This window comes from Devosia sp. (assembly GCF_028290625.1).
In the GTDB taxonomy this organism is placed as follows: Bacteria; Pseudomonadota; Alphaproteobacteria; order Rhizobiales; family Devosiaceae; genus Devosia.
This window is the reverse complement of sequence record NZ_JAQGJM010000059.1, coordinates 1-2,615: the sequence shown is the minus strand read 5'-3', so window position 1 is coordinate 2,615 and position 2,615 is coordinate 1. Positions and strand designations below refer to the sequence as shown.

The window sequence follows — 2,615 nt, the reverse complement described above, 5'->3', positions numbered from 1 at the left end:
AGGACCTAATTTAAAAATAGAATCATATAGGGTTAAACCGCCCAAATAGGTATTTTCATCAATTTCGGAAAATGTTCCGCTCATTTCTAATTCCTAACTGGGAATTGTTGGATTTAAAATGACATTATAATGCTCACCTTAATCCACCAATGCCATGCGATCAGGCTCCAAGCCAGATGGTGACTTATTGGTGACTTTTAAAAGAGGGGCTTTTATTAAAATCGTGAAAACCCGCAGAAAATATGGCGCGCCCGTGAGGATTCGAACCTCAAACCTCCTGATCCGTAGTCAGGTGCTCTATCCAATTGAGCTACGGGCGCATTTTGGCTGTTTTCAACCGGGCAGACCATATGTGAAGCCTTAGGACTTTGCAAGTATTAATCTAAATCCCAGGCGGCTTTTTTGGACGGTTTTTTCGGCTTTGCCCCGAATTTCCACCTGTGTGCATGAATCTTCGGCCAAGTCCTTCTACCGCTTGACAGATACGGCCTTACAGGTGATTTTAGGCCTTGGTTTTTACCCTTATATAAAGCGATGAAACGCATGTCCATTCTCCGTTTCCACTCTTCGTCCCGCGCCGCACTTTTGATGGCTGTGTGCTCTGGCCTTCTGCTCTCTGCAGCTGTTGTTCATAACGCTGATGCAGCGCCAAACCGCCCTGCCGCACTGACCGTGACCGATGAACCTCTGCCGCCTGATCTGCAGAACCGTCTTTATTCCAAGCCCGCCAAAGCGCCGGACATCACCATGGAAAAAGTTCTCGGTGATGATTACTACAATGGCGGCCAGACTGTTGTGGGCCGTAAAGTTGATAGCCTGCGCGGTGAACTGAACAATCTTCAGAAATCCGTGTCGAATATTTCTGAACGCCTGACCAAACTCGAAAGCGGCAGCCAGTCACAAGCGGCTGAATATTTTGCCAACGTCGCTACCATCGACACACAATTGCAATCCGGCACTACACCGGGCAACCCGCGCCTCATCAAGCGCCTCTCTGTTGCGCGCAACAGTCTCGAAGGCCTTGCCGGTAACGTAGCCTCGCTGAACGATCTCGCTATAGAAGTCGCCAATGCCGACAGCGTTGCAGGCTTCCTGCTGGAATCAGTCCGCGCAACCTATAGCCTCTCCGGTGCGATCGAAGAAGATCACGCGCACCTTGCGCAACTGGAAGATACAATCAATAACACTGCCGTGATTGTTGACCGGCTGCAGAACAATGTGAACGACGACATCACACGCACCGTTTCCTATCTCGGAACCGAGCGCAACAATTTGCGCACGCTGTCGCTCGCTGTGACTACTGGCGATCTGTTCGGCAAGAGCCTGTCGAACCGTCCGTTCTCCGGCGCACAACCGGCGAATTTTTCACCTGAAGGCAGCAGCCTCACTCCAATGCCAAACGGGGGGCCAAACTCCGGCACTTCGGCAATGTCCGGCGGCGCTCCGCGCCCCCTGGTTAAAATTCGCTTTGATAAAGCGAATGTTGCTTACGAACAGCCGGTCTATATGGCTGTGAACGAGGCATTGCAACGTTACCCGAATGCACGCTTTGAACTCGTCGCCGTTCACCCGGCTGGCGGCAACTCCGCAGAAAGCACAATCGAAAGTACCCGCGCACGGCGCAATGCCGAGAAAGTCCTGCGCAGCATGACCCAGATGGGCGTGACCATGGACCGCATCGACCTGTCTTATATGCCGAGCGCGGACGCGAATACCAGTGAAGTGCATCTATATATTCGCTAAGTTCTATCAGAATTAAAAAAGCCCCGCATCTGCGGGGCTTTTTATTATGCGGTTTTGGTATTAGCAGCCGCAATCGCTGCCTTTCATATTCTTGTCAGATGCTTTCTTATCGGCATCGACGGACTTGTTATTCTCAACCGGCGTTTTGCTTTTCAGGGCATCTTTCGAAGTATCGTTCTGTGGTGACCAGGTCATTTCAGTTCTCCTTAGAAAGTTGTTTGAGTTGCCTTCTTAAATTCATCTATGCCTCTTTCAAAGGACGGCAACCCCCATATTTGGTGCAAAAACCTGCAAATATGTGATAAAACCCCGGAACAATCCCGAGTCCCCGTAGCTCAGCTGGATAGAGCAACGGTTTCCTAAACCGTAGGCCACGTGTTCGAATCACGTCGGGGACGCCATTACTACGTGGGCCGCCGTCCTGATGAGGGCGTGACTTTTTCAATTCCGCTTGAATAAATCTCACCTTCCTTTAGTTTAAAATGAATTCCAAGTTATAACGCTCTTGGAGACGCCATTTCTAATGAACAGGATGACGCCACATGAACGCTTTCCAGATTATCGCCCTGATTTTGACTTTCGCCGCTCTGGGGGGGTATCTCAACCATAAATATCTCGGTCTGCCGGCCACTATCGGCAACATGGTTGTCGCGTTACTGGTGTCGGTGTCAGCGATTTTTCTGCATAAATTCGGTTTTATCGACCTGACCTTCGCGCAGGATATTATTTCGCGTATTGATTTTTCTGACGTCCTTCTTCATGGCATGTTGTCGTTCCTGTTGTTCGCTGGTGCGCTTCACATCAATCTGGATGACCTGAAATCCGTGCGCCTGCCTGTCGCAGTTCTGTCCACTCTGGGCGTTGTTATTGCA

3 protein-coding genes and 2 tRNA genes are annotated in these 2,615 nt (G+C 50.2%); 3 read left to right on the top strand and 2 right to left on the bottom strand.

All coding sequences use genetic code 11. The features are described from left to right. Positions 1 to 243: 243 nt before the first annotated feature. Positions 244 to 320: transfer RNA gene (locus tag JWR51_RS23965), tRNA-Arg, on the bottom strand. Between the two features lie 223 nt (positions 321 to 543). Between JWR51_RS23965 and JWR51_RS23960 the strand changes: the two genes are divergently transcribed. Beyond that, on the top strand, positions 544 to 1,743 hold the full coding sequence (locus JWR51_RS23960) for a hypothetical protein (protein WP_299753665.1): 1,200 nt from the start codon (positions 544 to 546) through the stop codon (positions 1,741 to 1,743). A gap of 60 nt (positions 1,744 to 1,803) precedes the next feature. Here the strand turns inward: JWR51_RS23960 and JWR51_RS23955 are convergent, their stop codons facing one another. Further along, positions 1,804 to 1,938, bottom strand: a complete 135-nt coding sequence (locus JWR51_RS23955) for a hypothetical protein (protein WP_299753663.1) — start codon at positions 1,936 to 1,938, stop codon at positions 1,804 to 1,806. A 129-nt stretch (positions 1,939 to 2,067) separates the two neighbouring features. Here JWR51_RS23955 and JWR51_RS23950 point away from each other — a divergent pair. After that, positions 2,068 to 2,144: transfer RNA gene (locus JWR51_RS23950), tRNA-Arg, on the top strand. A 141-nt stretch (positions 2,145 to 2,285) separates the two neighbouring features. Next, a partial coding sequence (locus JWR51_RS23945; protein ID WP_299753661.1) for a cation:proton antiporter occupies positions 2,286 to 2,615 on the top strand: 330 nt, incomplete at its 3' end.